The sequence below is a fragment of the Pseudomonas sp. G5001 genome, assembly GCF_013385475.1.
Lineage (GTDB): Bacteria > Pseudomonadota > Gammaproteobacteria > Pseudomonadales > Pseudomonadaceae > Aquipseudomonas.
Window position 1 is genome coordinate 85,205 of sequence record NZ_JACAPZ010000011.1, and the last position, 13,999, is coordinate 99,203.

Annotated in this window: 15 protein-coding genes; 10 read left to right on the forward strand and 5 right to left on the reverse strand. The window is 62.4% G+C overall.

Going from position 1 to position 13,999, the window contains the following annotated elements; genetic code table 11:
• Positions 1-279: 279 nt before the first annotated feature.
• The 8 genes from HX805_RS10500 (at position 280) to HX805_RS10535 (ending at position 7,978) form a co-directional block, all read left to right on the forward strand.
• Positions 280-909 carry a DUF1120 domain-containing protein gene (locus HX805_RS10500; protein WP_087692818.1) on the forward strand — a complete coding sequence of 210 codons (630 nt, stop codon included), beginning with the start codon at positions 280-282 and terminating at the stop codon, positions 907-909.
• A gap of 44 nt (positions 910-953) precedes the next feature.
• Complete coding sequence (locus HX805_RS10505; protein WP_168197537.1) at positions 954-1,571, forward strand: DUF1120 domain-containing protein; 618 nt, start codon at positions 954-956, stop codon at positions 1,569-1,571.
• A gap of 43 nt (positions 1,572-1,614) precedes the next feature.
• On the forward strand, positions 1,615-2,244 hold the full coding sequence (locus HX805_RS10510; RefSeq protein WP_008435636.1) for a DUF1120 domain-containing protein: 630 nt from the start codon (positions 1,615-1,617) through the stop codon (positions 2,242-2,244).
• A 64-nt stretch (positions 2,245-2,308) separates the two neighbouring features.
• Positions 2,309-2,935 (forward strand): DUF1120 domain-containing protein, encoded by a 627-nt coding sequence (locus HX805_RS10515; protein ID WP_250884758.1) that lies wholly within the window; start codon positions 2,309-2,311, stop codon positions 2,933-2,935.
• Between the two features lie 28 nt (positions 2,936-2,963).
• Complete coding sequence (locus HX805_RS10520; protein ID WP_008435638.1) at positions 2,964-3,662, forward strand: fimbria/pilus chaperone family protein; 699 nt, start codon at positions 2,964-2,966, stop codon at positions 3,660-3,662.
• A 141-nt stretch (positions 3,663-3,803) separates the two neighbouring features.
• On the forward strand, positions 3,804-6,173 hold the full coding sequence (locus tag HX805_RS10525) for a fimbria/pilus outer membrane usher protein (protein WP_177116891.1): 2,370 nt from the start codon (positions 3,804-3,806) through the stop codon (positions 6,171-6,173).
• An 11-nt stretch (positions 6,174-6,184) separates the two neighbouring features.
• Entirely contained in the window at positions 6,185-7,312 is a 1,128-nt protein-coding gene (locus HX805_RS10530) for a DUF1120 domain-containing protein (protein ID WP_177116860.1), read from the forward strand.
• 15 nt (positions 7,313-7,327) lie between these two features.
• Complete coding sequence (locus tag HX805_RS10535; protein ID WP_087692824.1) at positions 7,328-7,978, forward strand: DUF1120 domain-containing protein; 651 nt, start codon at positions 7,328-7,330, stop codon at positions 7,976-7,978.
• On the opposite strand, the gene HX805_RS10540 is transcribed toward HX805_RS10535, so the two are convergent.
• Positions 7,975-9,255, reverse strand: a complete 1,281-nt coding sequence (locus HX805_RS10540; RefSeq protein ID WP_177080112.1) for a CynX/NimT family MFS transporter — start codon at positions 9,253-9,255, stop codon at positions 7,975-7,977. The two genes, HX805_RS10535 and HX805_RS10540, sit on opposite strands and share 4 nt — an antisense overlap.
• Positions 9,245-9,904 carry a FadR/GntR family transcriptional regulator gene (locus HX805_RS10545; protein WP_003216331.1) on the reverse strand — a complete coding sequence of 220 codons (660 nt, stop codon included), beginning with the start codon at positions 9,902-9,904 and terminating at the stop codon, positions 9,245-9,247. The genes HX805_RS10540 and HX805_RS10545 overlap by 11 nt, the downstream gene beginning before the upstream one ends.
• Before the next feature lie 159 nt (positions 9,905-10,063).
• Between HX805_RS10545 and HX805_RS10550 the strand changes: the two genes are divergently transcribed.
• Both HX805_RS10550 and HX805_RS10555 read left to right on the forward strand, forming a co-directional pair.
• Positions 10,064-10,375, forward strand: coding sequence for a type II toxin-antitoxin system MqsR family toxin (locus HX805_RS10550; RefSeq protein WP_003216329.1), 312 nt, complete (start codon positions 10,064-10,066; stop codon positions 10,373-10,375).
• Positions 10,372-10,854, forward strand: a complete 483-nt coding sequence (locus tag HX805_RS10555; RefSeq protein ID WP_003216327.1) for a type II toxin-antitoxin system MqsA family antitoxin — start codon at positions 10,372-10,374, stop codon at positions 10,852-10,854. The genes HX805_RS10550 and HX805_RS10555 overlap by 4 nt, the downstream gene beginning before the upstream one ends.
• A 61-nt stretch (positions 10,855-10,915) precedes the next feature.
• On the opposite strand, the gene HX805_RS10560 is transcribed toward HX805_RS10555, so the two are convergent.
• From HX805_RS10560 to HX805_RS10570, 3 genes are read right to left on the reverse strand one after another with little or no spacing between them, the layout of a single operon-like run.
• A complete protein-coding gene (locus HX805_RS10560) occupies positions 10,916-11,680 on the reverse strand; it encodes an amino acid ABC transporter ATP-binding protein (RefSeq protein WP_003171943.1) in 765 nt (254 codons plus the stop codon).
• 10 nt (positions 11,681-11,690) lie between these two features.
• The gene (locus tag HX805_RS10565) at positions 11,691-12,788 is read right to left on the reverse strand and encodes an amino acid ABC transporter permease (protein WP_003216325.1); all 1,098 of its coding nucleotides are present in this window, start codon (positions 12,786-12,788) and stop codon (positions 11,691-11,693) included.
• A gap of 10 nt (positions 12,789-12,798) precedes the next feature.
• On the reverse strand, positions 12,799-13,980 hold the full coding sequence (locus tag HX805_RS10570) for an amino acid ABC transporter permease (protein ID WP_003216323.1): 1,182 nt from the start codon (positions 13,978-13,980) through the stop codon (positions 12,799-12,801).
• Positions 13,981-13,999: the final 19 nt, after the last annotated feature.

The window sequence follows — 13,999 nt, forward strand, 5'->3', positions numbered from 1 at the left end:
CACTCTTGCGATACAAGAACTACGAAAAGACAGTTTTTCCTACAGCTCCGCCCACCTATTCCGACTTGACGCAGGCGAGCTAGAGGGATAGCGGATTGTCGTAATTCTTGTATTTCCCCTCCTCCCCCCCGGCGCTAAATTGCGCCCCACCCCAAGAGGGCAACCCGCCAACTCACCTGGCGGCCAACTATCCGAACTGACCCGACGCCCAACCGCGCCTCTTTCTGCGCTGCGGTGAGCTGCACCCGTCAGTTGATCCAACACCGAGACAATACAACCATGAACAAGCACCTGATCGCCGTCGCCAGCGCCCTGCTGATCACTGGCACCGCCCCCGCCTTCGCCGCCAGCACCGTGGACCTGACAGTCAAGGGCATCATCACCCCGAATGCCTGCACGCCGAGCCTGTCCAGTGGCGGGGTCATCGACCACGGCAAGATGTCGGCCAAGGACTTGAACGCCACCCAGATCACCCTGTTGCCGAAAGTCACGCTGCAAATGACCGTGACCTGCGATGCGCCGGTGATCTTCGCCCTCAAGGCGACCGACAACCGTATTGGCTCCGGCAGCGGCAGCGGCTTCGGGCTGGGCTTTATCAACGGCACGCAAAAGCTGGGTTCCTATAGCTTGACCCTTGGCGCCAACGGTAGCCCGCCCCAGGCCGACGGCGAAACCGTGCAAGCCATCGGGTCTTTCGACAATGGCGTCACCTGGGAGCGTTGGAACAGCTTTGAAACCGGCACCTATCTCTCGGTCGCCACCCTGGCAGACGCCAGCACCCCGCGTGCCACCCAGCAACTGGTCACCCCCGTGGCCTACAGCGGCTACATCAACCGCACCGACGGCCTGGACCTGAGCAACGAAGTCAATATCGACGGCTCGGCCACCATTGAAGTGCTCTACCTGTAACCCACCTTCGCCCCTGACCTGCAACCAAAAGGTGCTGCTCGATGATGAATTCCTCACCCGCTGTCTTTCTCGCCACGTTGCTGCTGGCCCCCACCGTACTGGCCACCAGCAGTACCGACTTCGCCGTCACGGGCACCATCACGCCGAATGCCTGTGAACCCATGCTCTCCGGCGGAGGCGTGGTGGATTACGGAAAAATGCCGGCCAAGGAACTCAACACCGACAGCCCGACCTCACTGCAGCCGCAGACCATGCAAATGGAAGTCCTGTGTGAGGCGCCAACGTTCATCGCGCTGAGCACGATCGATAACCGCGCCGGCACTTCGGCAATTAACGACTACTGGCATGGCCTGGGGTTGACGGACAGTGGCGAAAAACTTGGCGCCACCGCATTCGGCCTGCTCAACCCGGTCGCGGACGGCGTCACGGTCAAGACGATCAACTCGACCGATGGCGGGGTGACCTGGCTCCCGTCGATTTACCTGGGCCACTACACCCAAACCTCGGTCGCCACCAACGGCGGTGCGAACACCCCGATTGCGATACGGCAATTCAGTGCCGACCTGCGCGTGTACACGATGGTCGACGGCACCGACCGCCTGACCGTGCTCGACGAAGTGCCGCTGGACGGCCATGCCACCGTGCAACTGAAGTACCTGTAACCCTTTATTCAACCGGCCCCACTCGAAAGGAAACGTGTGCCCCATGAAACTTACGCTCAATGCCCTGGCCACCGCGCTGCTGCTCAGCACCAGCGCCTCTGCCCTGGCGGCGTCCACCGTCGACCTGACTGTCAAAGGGGTGATTACCCCCAACGCCTGCACACCTGGCCTGTCCGGCGGAGGGATGGTGGACTACGGCAAGATCTCCGCCAAAGACCTGAACCTCACGACTCCCAAACAACTGCCACGCACCACCTTGCAACTGACCATCACCTGCGACGGCGGCACCCTGTTTGCCGTCAAGGGCACCGACAACCGCGCCGGGTCCAACTCCAGCGGCGGCACCTACGGCCTGGGGTTGATCAACGGTACCCAGAAGCTGGGGGCCTACGACCTGATGCTGAATAACGCAGTCGCCGACTCTGTCGCCGTCACGGTGCTGGAATCCGGGGATAACGGCACGACCTGGGCAGAGTCGGCGGACGCGATCCTGCCACCCAGCGCATTGGCGGCTTTCGGCGATAGAACCTCGGGCACCTGGCTGCCGGTACCGATCCAGCAAGTCGTCAGCGACCTGGTGGTGTACGCGCAGATCGCCCGGGCCGACAGCCTGGACCTGAGCGATGAACACCCGATCGACGGCTCGGCCACGCTGGAAGTGAAGTACCTGTAAACCCGCGGCCTCGTCGTTCGCGGCGAGGCGCCTTACTTGCACCGAACACATTGAAGACCGAATGATGAACAGAACCCTACGCCTGTGCACGGCGCTGTTATTGCTCAACACCGGCTCTAGCGTGTTTGCCAGCACCGCCACCGAGATGACCCTGTCGGGCCTGGTTACCCCCAGCTCCTGCACCATCGCGCTCTCCGGCAGCGGCATCATCGACCACGGCACCATCCCTGCCCATCTCCTCAACCAGGTGGCTCCCACCCCGTTGCCTACCCAATGGCTGGAGGTAGAGATCCACTGCAGCGGCCCCTTGTTGTTTGGCCTGATTGGCCTGGACAGCCGCGAAGATTCGTCCGCCGCACCGGACACTACCTACGGCCTGGGGAGAAACCCCATCGCGCCCGCGGAGCAGTTGGGTTACGTCGACCTGGCGTTCGAAGCGGCGCAAGGAGACGGCCAGGCCATGCAGTCACTTGTGTCAAACCCCGAAGGCGGCCTCTGGGCTCCCCAACCGGCCATCCACCCCAAGACACTCATGGGCTTTGCCCGTCCCGGCCGACCGTTTCCGGAACCCATCGTCACCCTGACCACCCGGATCCGCGCACAGACCACCATCCACCCGGCGAACCGTCTGACCCTCAGGCAAGACGTTCCCCTCGATGGCTCACTGGTCCTGGATTTGCGTTACCTCTAAGCCCTGTGATCATTTTAGGAACTGCGTCATGAAGACCTATCCAACCTTGCTGGCCCTGGGCTGGCTGCTGAGCACCCAGGCGTTTGCCGACGGCATGGTGCCCGACACCTCGGTGGTGATCGTCAACGAGGCCGACGGCGAAGCTTCGGTGTCGGTGACCAACACCGACGGCAAACTGGCCCTGCTGCACGTCACCCTGGAAGACATTCCGGAAGACACCGAATCGCTGCTGTTCGTCACCCCACCCCTGTCCCGAGTCGAGGCCGACAAAAGCCAGCTGGTGCGCTTTATCCTGCGCAACCCCACGCCCCTGAAAACCCAACGCCTGAAGCGGGTGATCTTCGAAGGCATGCCCAAGGACCGTGACGCCGCCCAGGCTGGCCATGCGCGGGTGGGCGTGACCGTGCGCCAGAACCTGCCGGTGATCATTCATCCCAAGGGCCTGGCGCCGAACCGCACACCCTGGACCGGGCTGACCTGGTCGTTGAACGCCGGTCACCTGAACGTCGCCAACCCCACGCCTTACGTGGTGCGCCTGGCCCAGGAGCTGCAATTGCTGCCCGGCAAGCAGAGCCTGGTGCTGCCGCGCACTTATGTGTTGCCCGGCGAAACCCTGCGGCTCAGCACGCCCCACACCGCCACGGCCGTACGCCTGCAACCGGCCACCGTGTACGGCTTTGCCGTCGCCGCCTATGAAGCACCGATAACCGCCGCAAACGCTGAATAACGAAGTGACAGCCCTGTGACTGTCACCGGGAAGCCCGCCAACCGTTGCCGGCTTCCATAACCTGAGTGCCTTTACGTGAACACAGTAACCACTGACCCGGCTGGCGAAGCCGTGCCCGACTGTCCTTTACGCCCCGCCCGGATGCGGGCCGCGCTGCCACTGACCATGGCGTTGCTGTCGGCCGATGCCTGGGCCGATGCCTTCGACGCGCAAACCCTGCACCAGCGCGGTATCGACCCGGAGCTGGCCTACCTGCTGCTCGACGCACCGCGCTACACCAGCGGCCGCCATGCCGTGAGCCTGACGGTGAACGGCCAGCGCCGTGGCCGCCTCGATGTGCAGTTCGACAGCCAGGGCGCGCTGTGCTTCGACCGCCCGCTGCTGGACGCGGCCGACCTGGTGATACCGGCCCCGCTGGCCGACAGCCGCTGCCATGACTTCCTCGGCGAATACCCGCAAACCGTGGTGGAGCAAGACCCCGCCAGCCTGAGCGTGAGCCTGATGGTGCCCACCGATGCCCTGCGCCCGCGCCAACGTGAGCTGTCCGGTTATGAAACCGGAGGGTTCGCCGGCTTGCTCAACTACGACCTCACCGGTTTGTACAACCGTTATGGCGACGACGCCAGCCGCTTCGGCTCGGCCAATACCGAGCTGGGCTTCAACGCCGGCGACTGGATCGTGCGCAGCCGCCAGGTACAGACCTGGCAAGACTCCCGGTCCCGCAGTACCCACCTGGAAGCCTATGCCCAGCGCACCTTCGCCGAGCAGCAGGCGGTGTTGCAGGCCGGGCAGATCAACCTCTACAACCCGGTGCTGTCGTCCGCGCAGATCACCGGCATGCAGCTGTTTACCGAACAGGCCCTGCAGGACCAGGAACAGGGCTCGACTATCAGCGGCATCGCCAACAGCCCGGCCCAGGTCGAGGTACGCCAGAACGGCGCGCTGATTCACTCCACCGTGGTGCCGGCCGGGCCGTTCTCCCTCACCGACGTACGGCGCCTGAACACACGCTCCGACGTTGAAGTGACGGTCAAGGAAAGCACCGGCGAAGAGCGGCGCTTCACCGTGCCGGCGGCGATGCTCGGCATCGGCTTGCCAGCCCCGGGTTACTCGTTGGGGGCGGGCCGGGTGCGCAATATCGGCGATACACGGGGCGACGATCCATGGGTAATCAGCGGCGGCTGGAGCGGTGCGTTGAACCCGCGCCTGAGCCTGGGGGCCGGCGCGCTTGCCGCCGAAGACTACCGTGCCACGGGTGCCAGCCTCGGCCTGTTGCCGTGGCCAGACGGCCAGGTACAACTGTCGACCCAGATTGCCGATGCCCAACGCCTGGGTGAACGCGGCGTACAGACCGACCTGAGCCTGTCCCAGCGCCTGGGCCGGCAATGGTCGATCACCGCCGGCGCCTCCCACCGCACCATGGGCTACCGGGAGCTGGAAGACGCCGCCTACTACGACTCACGGGACGACGAGGGTCGCCTCACCCGCTATCGCGACCAGCAGAGCCTGGCCCTGGGCTGGGCCCATCCATGGCTGGGCGCCTTCAATGCCGGCCTGTCGCGCACCACCACGTTCAACGGCGAAAACAGCAGCCGTGCCCTGGCTTCATGGGGCACCAGCGTGCGCGGCGTGTCGCTGTCGGCCAGTGCCGAGTGGCAGGTCAGCGGCCGGCAGAATAACGAGAACGCGGTGTACCTGAACCTGAGCGTGCCACTGGGTGAGAACCGGCGTGGGCGCTCCTGGGTGCGCAACTCCGGTGGCGAGCATCGCATCGGCCTGGGGGTGAACGAGCAGGTCAACGATCAACTCAGTTACCGGGTCAGTGCCGAGCACGACAGCCGCGACCAACAAGTGGAATCCACCCTCGGCGTGTCCTATCTGCCGCGCTATGCACAACTGGACATGAACTACAGCCGCTCTGACGCCGAGCGCTCCAGCTACCAGGGCGGTGTGCGCGGTGCGGTGGTGGCCCACAGCGGTGGCGTGACCTTCTCGCCTTATCCGGTGCGCGACACCTTTGCGCTGGTGTCTGTCGGCGATATGGCCGGGGTCAAGCTCACCACGCCCAGCGGCCCGGTGTGGACCGACTTCCAGGGCCAGGCCGTGGTACCGCAGGTGTCCGCCTACGGGCGCAGCCCCGTGGAAGTGCAAACCCAGTCGCTGCCGCGCAATGCCGATATCAGCAACGGCCTGGCCGTCATCAGCGCCGGGCGCGGCGCGGTGGATCACGTGGAATTCGGCGTGGCCCTGACCCGTCGTGCCTTGCTCACAGTGACCACCGACCACGGCACGCCACTGCCCCGTGGCGCCACGGTGAGTACCGCCGATGGCGAGTTCGTGACCCTGGTGCAGGAAGGCGGCCAGGTGTTCCTGCCGAACGTACTGGACCCACGCCCCCTGTGGGTCAAGGCACCGGGCATGAGCCGCTGTGAACTGCAGGTTGAACTCGCGGAAAAAGCCGACCCGCAGGTGTATTTCGAAACCGCCCCGGCCCGCTGTGTGACGCCATGAGGAAGACTGTGATGAAGCGATTGTTACTGCTGGGATTGACCCTGGGCGCCATCGTCCAGGGCCGGGCGCACGCCGACGAATGCCAACTGACCCTAAGCCAGTCGCGCCTGGATTTCGGCGTGATGAACCGCGCCGTGCAGCGCAACCCCGGCACAGAAATCCTGCTGGGAGAACGCCGCCTGAGCCTCAACCTGAACTGCCCGACGCCCACCGATATGCACGTGTTCTACCGGGCCCTGGCCGGGACCGCCGAGCGCTACCGCTTTACCGAGCGTGGCAGTTACCGCGTGCACATCAGCGATGCGGTACTCGACGGCCAGGCTGTTGAACTGGGGTTGACCAGCGGGCAAGGCCAGGCGCCCAGTGCCAGGGGCAGGACACTCGACTGGCGGCCCGACCAGGCCATCGTACCGTTGCGCGACGGTGCGCCGACCACCGGCAGCAGCTTCTCGGCGCAATTGCTGGTCAATGCCTGGGCGCAGGCCGACGCCCTGCAAGTGCGCGACGCGGTGACCTGGGAAGCCAGCGGCTTGATCGACGCCGTCGCCAGCGGCCGCGCACGGGAGTTGTCGCTGCAAGCCGGCTTCGCTCCGGCGGCCTGCGAGACCACGCTGTCCAACGGCGGCATCATCGACTTTGGCCGTATGTGGTCCAGGAGCCTTAACACCGACAAGGAAACCGGGCTGGTCTCCCGCAGCCTGCTGCTGAGTATCGGCTGCGACGGCCCGACTCATTTCGCCTTGCGCATGCATGACAACCGCAAAGGCTCGGCCACCGGCGGCATCGACGAAACCGCCTACGGCCTGGGAGTGGACGACAGCCGTAATAAAATCGGCCGGTACTTCCTCTATTTCGACCCCTTCGACCTGCGCGCCGATGCCCTGCCCCAGGTATATCGCACCGACTCCACCACCGGTGGCGTGGCCTGGAGCAGCTCCAGCGCCTACCCCATTCCCATCGGCAGCAGCAGTTTGCTCGGCTTTACCGCTCTACCCGGCAGCAATGCCGGCCCCACCGCGATCCAGAACCTGAGTGGGCAGATCAGCGTGCGCGCCGTCCTGTCCCCCATGAACAGCCTGGACCTGCGTACGGAAGTACTGCTCGACGGTTCGGGCACGATTGAAATTATCTACCTCTGATCAAGGAGTATGGTCATGCACCTACGCCAGCGTTCTCTCGCAACACTTGCCCTGCTGACCCTCAGCAGCGGTGCCACGGCAGCCTCCAGTGTCGAACTCGGCGTCACCGGCTTGCTCACTCCCAGTGCCTGTACACCGGCGCTGTCGAGCAACGGGCTGATCGACTACGGCAAGATTTCCCAACAGGAGTTGAACATTGATCGCGGCAAACGCCTACCGGTGCGCTACCTGAGCGTGACCATCAACTGCGAGGCAGCGACTCGCTACGCCCTGCGCATGAGCGACAACCGCGACGGCACCGCCAACGTCAACAGCGAAATCTACTACGGGCTGGGCCTGGACCCGAGTGGCAACAAGATCGGGCTGTACTCCCTGACCTTCGACCCCAAGCAGACGGTGATCGACAGCCTGCCGGAGGTTTACGGCACCGAGTCCACCAGCGGCGGGATCGCCTGGCGCACCGCCAACAGCAACCCGATCGACATCGGTTCGCGCAGCTTTCTCGGCTTTACCGACACCGTCGGCAGCACCAGCGGGCCGACGGCCTTTCAGACGCTGAGCAGCCTGGTCAGGGTCGATACGGTGATCGCTGCCAAGAACAATCTCGACCTCAGCAGCGACGTGCATATCGATGGTTCCAGCACTATGGAAGTGCTGTACCTCTAGACCTTTTCGCTGGTCACGCCGACATACCGCGCACGCCCGGCGCCCAACCCCGCGATGATCGCGCCCAGGCCGATCACCGCGAAAATCCAGCCGGTGGCGTTCCAGCCACCGGTCCAGTCATGCACCAGCCCGACCGCGAACGGCCCCATGGACGCCAGGGTGTAGCCGATGCCCTGGGCCATGCTCGACAGGTTGGCGGCTACATGGGCGTCCCGTGAACGCAGCACGATCAAGGTCAGCGCCAGGCTGAAAGTGCCACCCTGGCCCAGGCCCAGCAGAATCGCCCAGCCCCACAAGCCGTCCAACGGTGCATACAGGCAACCGAACAGGCCGCCCAGGGTCAGCACCATCACCACCACGATGGCCAGGCGCTGGTCCTTGCCGCGGGTGGCCAGCCAGGGCGCAGCCAGGGAACTGGCCAACTGCACAATCACCGAACCGGAAAGCACCAGGCCCGCCTGGGTGGCGCTCAGGCCACGGCCGATCAGGATCGACGGCAGCCAGCCAAACACAATGTACGCCAGGGAGGATTGCAGGCCCATGTACAGGGTCACCTGCCAGGCCAGCGGATCACGCAACAAGCCCTTCACGCGATAGGCCACCTGGTGCGCGCCGTGTTTCTGGCCAACTTGCGGCAACCAGAACAACGCCGCGACCAACGCCGGGAGAATCCAGAACCCCAGGCCGATGTTCCAGCTGTCGCCGAAGTAATGACTCAGCGGCACCGTGGATCCCGCCGCCAGCGCTGCACCCAGGCACAGGGCCATGGTGTACACGCCGGTCATGGTACCGGCCTGTTTGGCGAAATCGCGCTTGACGATACCGGGCAACAGCACCCCGATGATGCCGATACTCGCGCCCGCCAGCAGGCTGCCGGCGAACAGCCCGGCCTCACCGAATGAACTGCGCAGGATGATGCCACCGGCCAGGGTCAGCAGAATGCCCAGCACCACCCGCTCGGCGCCAAAACGTCGGGCCAGGATCGGAGCCAGTGGCGCGAACAGGCCCAGGCACAAGACGGGCAGCGTCGTCAGCAACCCGGCCTTGGCCGCCGAGAGACCCAGGCTGTGGGAGACCTCAGCGAGCAGCGGCGCCATGCTCGACAACGCCGGGCGCAGGTTCAGCGCCACCAGGATCAGGCCCAGCAGCAACAGCCACGGACGGCTCACCACCGGCGGGCTGTGCTGGACCTCATCGTCATCGGCTTCAGCGTCGATCAGCAGTTCTTCAAGAGCATTTTCTGAACGGGGCATGGTGGTCTCGGGTTCAAGGTTCATTGATCAACTGCCGGGACAGGGCCTTGGCGCGTTCCGGGTCCTGTTGTTCCACGGCATCGAGCAAGGCGCCGTGCAGGTCGAACACCGCTTGCCGGCGCGGCTGGATGTTCAGGGTCTGGCGCAGTTGCGCGCCGACAATGCTCGAGAAGTACTGATACAGCTCGCTCAAGGCCGGGTTGTGGGCCGCGTCCACCAGGCGTTTGTGGAACACCAGGTCGCAGCTGATGTAGTGCTCAAGATCACCGTGGTAATGGTCGCCGCTGGCGTTGAGGGCCGCGCGCAAAGCGACCAGGTCTTCATCGGTGCGGCGCAACGCGGCCAAGCCGACTGCCTCGACTTCAAGAATCTGCCGCGTCTCCTGCGCCTGGGCCAGGGTGCAGTGGGACAAGGCTTTCATGGCGCCCAGAGGGTCGGTCATGGAGCGCAGGTAGCTGCCGTCACCCTGGCGGATCTCGATCAACCCGGAGAACGCCAATACGCGCATGGCTTCACGCACGGTGTTGCGGCTGATCCCCAACTCGGCAGACAACTCGGGCTCGGTGGGCAGGCGTTCGCCGATGGCCCATACGCCTTGGGTGATGCGCTGGCGCAACTGTTCGAGGGCTTGATCGACGAGGGAGCGTTTGATCAGGGGGGCGATGTCTGTCATGGGTTTCGTCCTTTCATCCAATCATAGGATGAATTTTCCCACAGCCTATTCGGAGTTGCCTACAAAGGCAACGCACTAGGGTTCTTGGGCAGGCAAAGGAGCAGTATTTTCGATTGGTAAAATTACCCTCAGAGGGTAATTATTGGACTCAGGTGTCTTATGGAAAAGTACACACCTCATTACGATCTGGCGGTGATAAAGGCGGATGTCAGGCGGCTAGGAAAGCAAGCATTTACTCAAAGCGCACGCCGTTGCGGCGAGGATCTTGATTTAAGCATCGAACAAATGCAGGCGGTCATTTTCGAGTTGAAAAACACGATGTTGTACAAGTCGATGACCACTCATGACGACCATCGAGTTTGGCAAGATGTGTATCACATTCACTCACATGATCTGGAGATCTACATCAAGGTGACCTACCGCACGGATGGTAAACCTCCGGTGATCTCCTTCAAGGAGAAAAACCCATGAAAACAGAGCAATGCTTCAGCTGCGGCAGGCATGACGGAATGCATCACTTCTCAGGACGTAGCGAAACATCGGAAGTCAAAGGTTTGCATCGCCGTATAGACGATCTGTCTGGATGGGAGTGCCAGGCATGTGGAGAGGTGATCCTGGACCCCGAAGACGCGGAACGCTATTCAGACCACTGCGATGAAATCGTTCACAGTTTCAGGCAGATGGTCGGCACCGAGATGAAGCGCATACGCCGCAAACTGCACCTTTCACAAAAAGAAACGGTACAACTGCTATCGGGTGGCGGCCACAACGCCTTATCTCGTTACGAGCGCGGTGAGGTATTGCCCCCCAAATCCCTGGTAGTCCTGATGCGTTTGCTTGAGCGTCACCCCCACTTGCTGGTCGAAGCAAAAATCCTGAGTGAAGGCGCAGATCTTCGCAATTCCGTGCATACGGTACATAAAGAGCACGAGACCCTGACGACAACTTGATTGATGGCAAAAATAAACCCGGCACCAGGCCGGGTTTATTGTTTCAAGCATTACCCATGGATCAATGCAAAATCTGGCTCAAGAACAACTTGGTCCGATCATTCTGCGGGTTGTCGAAGAAGTCATTCGGCGCCGCCTGTTCAACGATCTCGCCCTTGTCCATGAAGATCACGCGGTTGGCCACGGTGCGCGCAAAGCCCATTTCGTGGGTCACGCAGAGCATGGTCATGCCGTCTTCCGCCAGGCCGATCATGGTGTCCAGTACCTCTTTCACCATTTCCGGATCGAGCGCCGAGGTCGGCTCATCGAACAGCATGATTTTCGGCTTCATGCACAGCGCACGGGCAATCGCCACGCGCTGTTGCTGGCCGCCGGACAACTGCCCCGGAAACTTGTGGGCCTGCTCCGGAATACGCACGCGCTCAAGGTAGTGCATGGCAATTTCTTCAGCCTTGCGCTTGGGCATCTTGCGTACCCACATCGGGGCCAGCGTGCAGTTCTGCAGGATGGTCAGGTGCGGGAACAGGTTGAAGTGCTGGAACACCATGCCGACTTCGCGGCGGATCGCTTCGATCTGCTTGAGGTCGTTGGTCAGTTCCACGCCATCGACCACGATGCGGCCCTGCTGGTGCTCTTCCAGGCGGTTGAGGCAGCGGATGGTGGTGGACTTGCCGGAACCCGACGGCCCGCACAGCACGATACGTTCGCCCTGCTTGACGTTCAGGTTGATGTCTTTCAACACATGGAACTGGCCGTACCACTTGTTGACGCCCTGCATCTGAATAATGCCTTCAGGGCTCACAGGCTGTTTGATCGCTTCACTCATCACAAAACTCCTAACGCTTGTGGCCTGTGTCCAGCTTGTGTTCCAAATGAATGGAATAGCGGGACATACCAAAACAGAAAATCCAGAACACCAGGGCGGCGAACACGTAGCCTTCAGTGGCCATGCCCAACCATTTCGGGTCGGCGGCGGCTTGCTTGACGCTGTTGAGCAGGTCGAACAGGCCGATGATGATCACCAGGCTAGTGTCCTTGAACAACGCGATAAACGTGTTGACGATGCCCGGGATCACCATCTTCAGTGCCTGGGGCAAAATCACCAGGCCCATGCTGCGCCAGTAACCCAGGCCCATCGCGGCCGCAGCCTCGTATTGGCCCTTGGGAATCGCCTGCAAGCCACCGCGCACCACTTCGGCTACATAGGCCGACTGGAACAGGATCACGCCGATCAAGGCCCGCAGCAATTTGTCGATGCCCATGCCTTCCGGCAGGAACAGCGGCAACATTACCGACGACATGAACAGCACCGTGATCAACGGCACGCCGCGCCAGAACTCGATGAAGGTCACGCAGACCACACGAATCGCCGGCATGTTCGAACGCCGACCCAACGCCAGCACGATGCCCAGCGGCAAGGCCCCGGCAATGCCGACGGTGGCGATCACCAGGGTCAGCATCAAGCCGCCCCACTGGCTGGTGGCCACGTTGGTCATGCCGAAGATCCCGCCGTGCAGCAGGAAGTAGGCAACGATCGGGTACACCACCAAAAAGCTCAGGCCGTAGACCGCCTTGCGCGTGAAGCGCGAGATGAACAACGGCGCCACACCCACGATGGCCAGCCACACGGTCAGGTCGACACGCCAGCGCAGGTCGCCGGGGTAATAGCCGTACATGAACTGCCCGAAGCGCTGTTGGATAAACACCCAGCAGGCGCCCTCCTTGGTGCAGTCGGCGCGGGTGGTACCGACCCAGTTTGCATCGAGGATCGCCCAGTGCAGGATCGGCGGCACGACCAGGTAGATCAGGTAGAACGCCAGCAATGTCAGCAGGGTGTTGAGCCAGCTGGAAAACAGGTTGGCGCGCATCCATGCCATCGGCCCGAACACTTTGTTCGGTGGCGGCATATCAGGTTTGAAAGTATGCGTACTCATGCAGGTTTCCTCACCGCTCGATCAGCGCAATGCGCTTGTTGTACCAGTTCATCAGCAGGGAAATGCTGATGCTGATCGCCAGGTACACGCTCATGGTGATGGCAATAACCTCGATGGCCTGGCCGGTCTGGTTGAGCACCGTGCCGGCAAACAGCGAAACCATTTCCGGGTAACCGATACCGGCCGCCAGTGACGAGTTTTTCGCCAGGTTCAGGTATTGGCTGGTCAGCGGCGGAATGATCACGCGCAGGGCTTGCGGGATGATCACCTTGCGCAGGGTCGGGCCGTTGCGCAGCCCGAGGGAACGCGCCGCTTCGGTCTGGCCGTGGCTGACGGACTTGATGCCTGAACGCACGATCTCGGCGATAAACGCCGCGGTATACACGGTCAGGGCCAGGGTCAGCGCCAGCAACTCGGGAATCAGTACCCAGCCGCCGACGAAGTTGAAGCCTTGCAGCTTGGGCATTTCCCAGTGCAGCGGCGCGCCGAACACCAAAGCGCACAGCGCAGGGATCACCACCAACAGCGCCAGGCCGGCCCAGAACTTGTGGAACGGAACACCGGTGGCTTCAAAGCGTTTATTTGCCCAACGGGCCATCAGCACAATGGCGATGATTGCCACCACGACGCTGATCACAAACGGCCAGAAACCCTCCGCCATCAACGCGGCGGGCATGTTCAGGCCACGGCTGCTGACAAAGAACGTGTCGCCGAAGTTGTGGCTGTTGCGCGGCCCCGGCATCGTCAGGAATACCGCGAAGTACCAGAACAGGATTTGCAGCAGCGGCGGAATGTTGCGGAACACTTCCACATACACCGTGGCCAGCTTGTTGATCATCCAGTTGGGCGACAAGCGCGCCACACCGATGATGAACCCGAGGATGGTCGCCAGGACCACACCGATCACCGTCACCAGCAGGGTGTTGAGCAGACCGATCACAAAGACCCGGGCATAGCTGTCCGATTCGGTGTAGTCGATCAGGTGCTGAGCGATGCCGAAGCCGGCACTGCGCTCAAGAAAGTCAAAACCCGAGGTAATGCCCCGGTGTTGAAGGTTGGTTTGCGTGTTGTTGAACAGGTACCAGCCCAACGAGACCACCGCCACAATCGTGATGATCTGGAATAGCCACGCACGCACTTTTGGATCACTGAAGCTGAGCTTCTGTTTTGGTGCGCCGATTTGATTTTGCATTAAGTGCCCCAGAAATAAT

Bases quoted from the DNA above. Each gene is read 5' to 3' on its own strand.
- HX805_RS10500 (WP_087692818.1), top strand. From the start codon at position 280: ATGAACAAGCACCTGATCGCCGTCGCCAGCGCCCTGCTGATCACTGGC.
- HX805_RS10505 (WP_168197537.1), top strand. From the start codon at position 954: ATGAATTCCTCACCCGCTGTCTTTCTCGCCACGTTGCTGCTGGCCCCC.
- HX805_RS10510 (WP_008435636.1), top strand. From the start codon at position 1,615: ATGAAACTTACGCTCAATGCCCTGGCCACCGCGCTGCTGCTCAGCACC.
- HX805_RS10515 (WP_250884758.1), top strand. From the start codon at position 2,309: ATGAACAGAACCCTACGCCTGTGCACGGCGCTGTTATTGCTCAACACC.
- HX805_RS10520 (WP_008435638.1), top strand. From the start codon at position 2,964: ATGAAGACCTATCCAACCTTGCTGGCCCTGGGCTGGCTGCTGAGCACC.
- HX805_RS10525 (WP_177116891.1), top strand. From the start codon at position 3,804: ATGCGGGCCGCGCTGCCACTGACCATGGCGTTGCTGTCGGCCGATGCC.
- HX805_RS10530 (WP_177116860.1), top strand. From the start codon at position 6,185: ATGAAGCGATTGTTACTGCTGGGATTGACCCTGGGCGCCATCGTCCAG.
- HX805_RS10535 (WP_087692824.1), top strand. From the start codon at position 7,328: ATGCACCTACGCCAGCGTTCTCTCGCAACACTTGCCCTGCTGACCCTC.
- HX805_RS10540 (WP_177080112.1), bottom strand. From the start codon at position 9,255: ATGAACCTTGAACCCGAGACCACCATGCCCCGTTCAGAAAATGCTCTT.
- HX805_RS10545 (WP_003216331.1), bottom strand. From the start codon at position 9,904: ATGACAGACATCGCCCCCCTGATCAAACGCTCCCTCGTCGATCAAGCC.
- HX805_RS10550 (WP_003216329.1), top strand. From the start codon at position 10,064: ATGGAAAAGTACACACCTCATTACGATCTGGCGGTGATAAAGGCGGAT.
- HX805_RS10555 (WP_003216327.1), top strand. From the start codon at position 10,372: ATGAAAACAGAGCAATGCTTCAGCTGCGGCAGGCATGACGGAATGCAT.
- HX805_RS10560 (WP_003171943.1), bottom strand. From the start codon at position 11,680: ATGAGTGAAGCGATCAAACAGCCTGTGAGCCCTGAAGGCATTATTCAG.
- HX805_RS10565 (WP_003216325.1), bottom strand. From the start codon at position 12,788: ATGAGTACGCATACTTTCAAACCTGATATGCCGCCACCGAACAAAGTG.
- HX805_RS10570 (WP_003216323.1), bottom strand. From the start codon at position 13,980: ATGCAAAATCAAATCGGCGCACCAAAACAGAAGCTCAGCTTCAGTGAT.